General features: G+C 70.2%; 5 protein-coding genes. All 5 read right to left on the bottom strand.

All coding sequences use genetic code 11. From position 1 onward, the window contains the following. Positions 1 to 215: 215 nt before the first annotated feature. Entirely contained in the window at positions 216 to 2,183 is a 1,968-nt protein-coding gene (locus tag P409_RS19760; RefSeq protein ID WP_161790429.1) for a calcium-binding protein, read from the bottom strand. An 86-nt stretch (positions 2,184 to 2,269) separates the two neighbouring features. After that, positions 2,270 to 2,911 (bottom strand): DUF924 family protein, encoded by a 642-nt coding sequence (locus P409_RS19755; protein ID WP_034842126.1) that lies wholly within the window; start codon positions 2,909 to 2,911, stop codon positions 2,270 to 2,272. A 67-nt stretch (positions 2,912 to 2,978) separates the two neighbouring features. Next, on the bottom strand, positions 2,979 to 5,210 hold the full coding sequence (locus tag P409_RS38090) for a calcium-binding protein (protein ID WP_034842121.1): 2,232 nt from the start codon (positions 5,208 to 5,210) through the stop codon (positions 2,979 to 2,981). Between the two features lie 114 nt (positions 5,211 to 5,324). After that, a complete protein-coding gene (locus P409_RS41260) occupies positions 5,325 to 7,532 on the bottom strand; it encodes a calcium-binding protein (RefSeq protein WP_034842118.1) in 2,208 nt (735 codons plus the stop codon). A gap of 57 nt (positions 7,533 to 7,589) precedes the next feature. Continuing rightward, positions 7,590 to 8,080: toxin-activating lysine-acyltransferase (locus P409_RS19740; RefSeq protein WP_152613446.1), on the bottom strand; the 491-nt coding region annotated here is incomplete at its 5' end.

Raw genomic sequence — 8,080 nt, 5'->3', positions numbered from 1 at the left:
CGGTGCGGCAGGCTCTCGACGAAGGCGATGGCGCGACGCAGCACCGCCTGCCCCATCGCGTCCATGGCATCGCGGTCGGGCTCCAGCGGATGGCCGTCCCGGCGCGGCGGCGCGACGGCCGCGCCGGGACCGGCCTCGGCCAGCAGGCAGGTGTCGCAGGGATGGTCCGTATCGGCCATGATGGCTCCTGGTCGGGAAAAGGGGCCGCTGCGCGGCTACAGCAGGAAGTCCGATGCCTGCAGGGCGATCCGGCCGGTGAGCTGGATGTGGAAGTCCGACACCCCGTCCCCGGTGACGTCGCCGGCGACGGTGGTCACGCCGGGGGCGGTGAAGGCGAAGCGCAGCTGGCCGGCGACGCCGGTGAACAGGCCGGTGCCAATGAAGGCGAAGTCCTGGTCGCCGAACACCTTGAGGTTGGCGTCGATCCCGTCCAGGTCGATCCGGTCGCCCTGGGCGCGGCTGAAATCGGCGATCCGGTCGGCATTCGCCCCGACGGCGCTGTCCGCGGTCGCGGCGTAGATGAAGCGGTCGGCGCCGAGGCCGCCCGACAGCGTGTCCCTGCCGCCTGCGCCGGCGAGCAGGTCGTTGCCGCCGAAGCCGTTGAGGACGTTGGCCACGGCATTGCCGGCGAGGGTGTCGCCGGCCTCGCCGCCATTGACGTTCTCGATGCCGGTCAGCCTGTCCTGGCCCGCCTCGCCGCCGCTTTCGAGATTGGTGTCGCCGAGATTGACCTTCACCGCGGTGGCGGAGCCGAAATAGGTGGCGAGGTCGGTGCCGTCGCCGCCATCCAGCGTGTCGCCACCATTGCCGCCGCGGAGGATGTCATTGCCGGCGAGCCCCCGCAGGACATTGACGGCGCTGGACCCGGTCAGCCGATCGTTGCCCAGGCTGCCGGTGAGGTTCTCGATGCCGTCGAGGGTGTCGCCAGCGGCATTGCCGCCGCTGGCGGCGCCGGTGCCGAGGTCGACCACCACGCCGACGCCGCTGTCGTCATAGCCGGCCGTGTCGATGCCGAACCCGCCGATCAACTGGTCCGCGCCGGCACCGCCGACCAGGGTATCGTTCAGCACACCGCCGTCCAGCTTGTCATTTCCCCCGCCGCCGCGCAGACCGTTATCGGTGTTCGTCCCGGCCAAGTTGTCGGCGAAGGCGCTGCCCACCAGGTTCTCGACCTGCTGCAGCGTGTCGCCCGCGGCGTCACCGCCGCTGTTGACAGCGCCGAAGACGAGGGACACCGTCACCCCGGCCGTGCTGTCGCTGTAGCTGGCGGTGTCGTTGCCCTGACCGCCATCCAGCACATCCGCCCCGGCGCCGCCGCGCAGGAGATCGTCGAAGGAATTCCCTCTCAGCGTGTCGGTGCCGGCGCCTCCCGCCAGAGAGTCGTTGCCGCCACCGCCGTCCAGCAGATTGGCCGCATCGGACCCGACCAGCGCGTCGGGGCTGCCGGTGCCGAGAATGTTCTCGAAGCCGGAGATCGTGTCGCCGGCGCCGTCGCCGCCGGCCACCGCGTTGATGGCCAGGTTCACCGACACGCCGGCGGCCGAGGCGCCGAAGTCGATCGTGTCCGTGCCGGCCCCGCCGCTGAGGATATCGGCCCCGGCGCCGCCACGGAGGCTGTCGTTGCCATCCCCGCCGTCGAGCCGGTCGTTGCCGACACCGCCCTCCAATATGTCACTTCCGGCGAGGCCGGAGAGAAAGTCGTTCCCGTTCAGGCCGAACAGCTGGTTGTCCGCCGCCGACCCGGCCAGAGTGTCGCCGCCGGCGCTGCCCTGGATGTCCTCGATGTCGCCGGCCAAGGTATCGTCCTGGGCCTCGCCGCCCGAGGCCTGCAGCGTCGCCAGGTTCACCGTCACGCCGACGCCGCCGTCGAACTGGATGATATCGCGGCCGGCACCGCCGCTCAGCCGGTCCGCGCCGGCTCCGCCCACCAGCCGGTCGTTGAGGTCGCCGCCGCTGAGGGTGTCGTCGCCGGCCTCGCCGTTCAGGATATCATTGCCGCCGAGTCCGTTCAGCGTGTCCTGGCCGCCACCGGCGAAGACGACGTCGTCGCTCCCCGCCGCGTTGATGGTGTCGTTGCCGCCGGTGGCGTCGTCGAAGACGGTGAAGATGGCGCTCGTGGGCGATCTGCCGTCGCCGGCGACATGGATGAAGTCCGGCCCGTCGGTCGTGGTGAAATTGGCCATGATCGGCATTGTCCTGTTGGGTTGCCTGTCGCATCTGGTCTACGGCATCCGCGCGCGCCCGGCTGTCGCCCGGGGAACAGCGCCGGTCAGGACGGTTTCAGCCCCGGCGGGCGGCGCAGATGGGTCAGGTCGCCCTGCGCCAGCCACGCCGCCTCCTCCGCCGTCGAGGCGCGGCCGAGGATCGGGTTGCGGTGCGGGAACCGGCCGAAGCGGGAGACGATCTCGAGATGGGACCGCGCCTGGCCGACATGGAACCGGTACAGCGGCCGCAGCCGCTCCGGCGCCTCGGCCGCCACCAGCGCGGCCATCGCCACCACCTGCTTCAGCCGGGCGCGGTGGTCCGGCCCCTCGGCATGGGCCAGGGGCAGCAGGAAGAAGATCTGCTCCCACGGCCGGGACAGCGCGTCGTAATGGCCGATCGCCAGCCCTTCCCGCGCGATCCGCAGCGCGGCCTCGTCGCCGGCATAGGCCTCGCGCCGACCGGCGAACAGCCCGCGCGGGAACTGGTCCAGCACCAGGATCAGCGACAACCGCCCGAGCGGCGTCTCGAGCCAGGGGTCGAGGCTGCCGGCATGGGCCGTCGCCAGCAGCGGGGCCAGCGGCATCAGCTCGGCATTGGCGCCGCCGCCGAACCACCAGCCATGCAGCCGCAGATGCGCTTCCAGATCGGCCTCGTCGAGGCCATCCGGAAACCAGAAGTGATAGACCCTGCGCCAGTCCTGGGTCATGGGCGCCTCCCCGACGCATGCCGTGGCCGAAGGCCGGCCCCGGCGTCCGGAGCCGGCCGGAGCTCCGTCAGAGCACGAAATCGGCGGCGACCAGCGCCACCGCGCCGGCCAGTTGGATGTGGAAGTCGGAGACCTTGTCGCCGTTGACGTCGCCGGCGATGGTGGTGACGCCGCCGTTGACCGCGAAACGGAGCTGCCCGGCGACGCCGGTGTAGAGGCCGGAGCCGATGAGGCTGAACGCCTGGTTCCCGGCCGCCGGCGTGCTGGCGTCGATCACCGACAGGTCGATCCTGTCCCCCTGGGCGTGGCTGAAATCGACGATACGGTCGGCATTGGCGCCGACCACGCTCTGCGCCGCATTGCCGTAGACGAAGCGGTCGGCGCCGAGGCCGCCGGCGAGCGTGTCCTTGCCGCCGCCCCCGGTGAGCACGTCGTTGCCGCCGAAGCCCTGCAGCACATTGGCGCCGCTGTCGCCGACCAGGCTGTCGCCGCCCTGGCTGCCGTTGACGTTCTCGATCCCGGTCAGCTTGTCGTCCTGAGCCTCGCCGGCGCTGCCCCTGCCGGTGACCAGGCTGACCACGACGCCGGCGGTGCCGGTGAAGTAGCTGGCGGTGTCGATGCCGACGCCGCCATCCAGCGTGTCGGGCCCCGCCCCGCCGCGAAGCACGTCATTGCCCTCGAAGCCGCGCAGGACATTGACGAACTCATTGCCGGTGATGATGTCGCCGCCCCTGCCGCCATTGACGTTGTCGATCCCGAAATAGGTATCGCCCTCGGCGTCGCCGCGGCTGCCCTGCCCGGCCGCCAGATCGACCGTCACCGCGGCAGACGCGCCGAAATAGGTCACCAGGTCGACGGCGCCGGCGATGTCCAACTCCGCCCCATCCAGCCGGTCCGCCCCGGCCCCGCCGCGGAGGATGTCGCTGCCGAGCCCTCCGGACAGGACATCGTTGCCGCCCAGCCCGCTGAGAACGTCGTCTCCGCTATTCCCGTCGAGCCGGTTGGCCACGGCCGAGCCGGTCAGGCTGTCGCCGCTGCTGGTGGCATCGATATCCTCGATGCCATGATCCGGCCTGAACACGTCGCCCTGCGCATCGCCATTCCTGGCGACCAGCGCCGTCAGGTCGACGGTCACGCCGTCGGGGCCGCTGTACACGACCGAGTCGATGCCGGAGCCGCCGATCAGCGTATCGGCGCCCGCCCCACCGATCAGATCGTCGTCGCCGTCTCCACCGATCAGTGTGTCATTTCCGTCCCCGCCGAAGAGGTCGTCGCCGCCGGCGGCGCCGTCCAGCGCGTTGTCCGCGCTCGATCCGGCCAGGTCGTCGCCCGCGATCGTGCCGATGACATTCTCGATGTCGACATCGATCGTGTCGCCCTTGGCCTCGCCGAAGGTGCCCGTCCCGCCGAGGGTCATCCGGACTCCATCGAGATCACCGTCGCCGTCGACGTCGATGGCGGAATAGCGGACCGTGTCGATGCCGGCGCCGCCGCTGAGCACGTCGGCCCCCGCGCCGCCCTGAAGCTCGTCATTGCCGTCGCCGCCGCGCAGGGTGTCATTGTCGCCCAGGCCGTCCAGCAGATCGTCGCCGCCGCCGCCGTCGAGCAGGTTGCGCGCGGCTGAACCGACGAGGGCATCGGTCACCGCGGTGCCGATGATGTTCTCGACATCGAGGTTGACCGTGTCGCCCTCGGCCTCGCCGAAGGATGCGATGAAGCCGATGAAGATGGACACGCCGTCGAGATCGCCGTCGCCATCGCCGTCGATGGCGGAATAGCGGACCGTATCGATGCCGTCGCCGCCGCGGAGCACGTCCGCCCCGGCGCCGCCCTGAAGATCGTCGTTGCCCTCCATCCCGTCCAGCGTGTCGTTGCCGCCCGCCCCCACCATCGCGTCGGCGCCTTTGAAGCCGAGCAGCGTATTGGCGTTGCCGTCGCCCAGGAGGATGTCGTCGTGGCTGGAGCCGAAGAGGTTCTCGATCGAGCTGAACTGGTCGCCCACGGCGTCACCGGAGAACCCGAACCCGTTGGCCAGGTCGACGCCGACCAGCGTCGCGCTTGTGACGTAGGACGCCGCGTCACGGCCGCTTCCGCCGGTCAGCATGTCCGCCCCGGTTCCGCCGAGCAGCTCATCGTCTCCGCCGCCGCCGAACAGCCGGTCGTCGCCCCCGAGACCGCTGAGGACGTCGCCGGAGTCCGTGGCGAAAGGCATATCGTTGAAGCCGTCCGGAATCGGCGTGCCGTCGCCCGGCACATGGATGATGTCCTTGCGGTCCTCGAAGCCTTTAATAAAGGCCATGATGGTTCTCCTGTTCGAGATGGGGGTGAAGCGGCACGGGCGCCGCTGGGACGTCCTGGCCGGAGGGGGTGTCGCGTTCGGCGACACCCGCTGCCGTGGCAGGCCTCTGTCCGCTCACAGCAGGAAGTCCCCGGCCTGGAGGCTGGCCTGGCCAACGAGCTGAATGTGGAAGTCGGAGGTACCGTCGCCGTTGACGTCGCCGGCGACGATGGTGACGCCATCGACCACCGCGAAGCGCAGCTCGCCGGCGATGTGATGGTAGGCCTGGGTGCCGATGAAGCGGAACGCCTGCTCCCCGGCAGCCAGAGTGTTGGCATCGATCGCCGCCAGGTCGATGCGGTCGCCCTGGGCGTGGTTGAAATCGGTGATCCGGTCGGCATTGGCCCCGACCAAGCTCTGGGTCACGCCGCCATAGATGAAGCGGTCGGCGCCGACGCCGCCGGTGAGGGTGTCCTTGCCGCCGGCCCCGGTCAGCACGTCGTTGCCGCCGAAACCTTGCAGCACGTTGGCGCCGCTGTTGCCGACCAGGCTGTCGCCGCCCCGGCCGCCGTTGACGTTCTCGATCCCGGTCAGCGTGTCGCCCAGGGCCTCGCCAGCGCTGCCCTTGCCGGTGACCAGGCTGACCACGACCCCGGCCGTACCGGTGAAGTAGCTGGCGGTGTCGATGCCGGTGCCGCCATCCAGCATGTCGGCCCCTGCCCCACCACGCAGCACGTCGTTGCCCTCGAAGCCGCGCAGCACATTGGCCCCGGCGTCGCCGATGATGATATCGTCGCCCTTGCCGCCATTGACGTTCTCGATGGCGACGTAGCTGTCGCCCTCGGCATCGCCGCGGCTGCCGAGGCCCGCCTGGAGATCGACCGTCACCGCGGCGGTGGCGCCGAAGAAGCTGACGAGGTCGGCGGCACCGGGAGCATCGGCGCCGCGGCCATCCAGGAAATCCGCCCCGCCCCCGCCGCGAAGCACGTCGTTGCCGCCCCCGCCGAACAGGAAGTCATTGCCGCCCAGGCCGCTGAGCGTGTCGTCGCCCAGGCTCCCGACGAGTTCGTTGTCCAGGGCTGACCCGGTCAGATGGTCGGCACCGCCGCTGCCGCGGATGTTCTCGATGCCGTGATTGGCGGCCAGAACGTCGCCCTGAGCTTCGCCGTCCCGGGCAATCCGGTCCGTCAGGTCGACCGTGACGCCGACCAGACCGTCGAACACGATGGTGTCCTTGCCGGAGCCGCCGCTGAGCCGGTCCGCCCCGGCGCCGCCTCCCAGAACATCATCGCCGCTTCCGCCGTTCAGCCTGTCGTCCCCCGCCCCACCGAAAAGGAAGTCGCCACCGTCGTTGCCGGACAGGGTGTTATTCACATCGGAGCCAGCCAGGATGTCACCGCCCTCGCTGCCGTCGACATCCTCGATGTCGCCCTCGATCACGTCGCTGTCAGCCTCGCCGCCGACGGCGGTGCGGTCGGCCAGGTTGATCGAGACTCCGACGGTGCCGCCGTAGTGGATCTCGTCGGTCCCGGCGCCGCCGACCAGATGGTCGCCCCCTGCTCCGCCGAACAGATCATCATTGCCGTCACCACCGGTGAGGGTGTCGTTGCCGCCCCGGCCGGAGAGATCGTCATTGCCGTCGTCGCCGTCGAGCCGGTTGTCAAAGGCCGATCCGACCAGGTCGTCGCCCTGCACCGTCCCGATGACGTTCTCGATGTCATCCTTGATCGTGTCGCCCAAGGCCTCGCCGAAGGTGCCGGTGCCACCGATGGTCATGTTCACGCCTTCGAGATCGCCATCGCTGTCGACGTCGCTGACGAAGTAGCGGATGGTGTCGATGCCGAGGCCGCCGCTGAGCTCGTCCGCCCCGGCGCCGCCCTGGAGCTCGTCATTGCCAGCGGCGCCCACCAGGACATCGTCGCCGCCCAGCCCCTTCAGGACATCATTGCCGCCGAGACCCTTGAGCTGATTGGTTCCGCTGTTGCCGACGAGGGTATCGTCGAAGGACGAGCCGTCGACATTCTCGATCGACGCGAGGCCATCGCCCTGGGCATCGCCGAATCGCGCGGTGCCTTCGGCCAGGTTGATATCCACCGCCGCCGCGCTGGTGGAGTAGGACGCGGTGTCGATCCCGGCCCCGCCGTTCAGGGCATCTCCTCCGACCCCGCCACGCAGGATATCGTCTCCGCCTCCGCCGATCAGGCGATCGTCGCCGCCCATGCCGTTGATGACGTCGGCATCGTCGGTGGCCGCCGCGATCTCATTGAAGCCGGGAGGAATGCTGGTGTTGTCGAACGCCACGTGGACGACGTCGTTCGCGTCGCTGCCGGTGATGCTGGCCATGAGTGTTCTCCTGATTTTGTTGAGGATGGGCCGGTCGCGACCGGCCCATGCGTCGGGTCAGCGGCCGATATGACCTTCGACGAAGTCGTTGACGGACAGGCGCATCGGGCGGGTGCGGCCGTCCCGATAGTGGCGCTTGAAATAGACCAGCCGCTTGTCGCGGATCGCCAGGCGGGCTGCGGCCAGGACGGCGCGGTTGACCGCGGGACCGTCCGCCGACCAGGCGTTGATGACGATGCAGTCGCCGTCGCGGGCGTCGAAATCCGAGACGTCGCCGCGGCCCTGCAGCCAGGCCTCGGCCTTCGCCTCGCCGGTCACGGCCCAGCCGAGGAAACCGACCACCAGGCCGGCCTCGTCGACGACGAAGTGGCAGTGGCCGCGGTTGACCTGCCCGACCAGCACGCGCGACCAGTTGCCGAAGGACAGCGCCGCGAAGGCCGGCTTGGTCATCAGATGGCCGACCGCCAGGCCCAGCGCTGCTGCCGCACTGCGCGGTCGCGCCAGGCGCAGCCGGCGCCGCGGCGCCGGGGCGTCCCTGCCGGACGAGG

This window comes from Inquilinus limosus MP06, from assembly GCF_000767795.1.
Taxonomy (GTDB): domain Bacteria; phylum Pseudomonadota; class Alphaproteobacteria; order DSM-16000; family Inquilinaceae; genus Inquilinus; species Inquilinus limosus_E.
The sequence above is the reverse complement of the archived record's forward strand: the minus strand, read 5'-3'. Positions and strand labels throughout refer to the sequence as shown.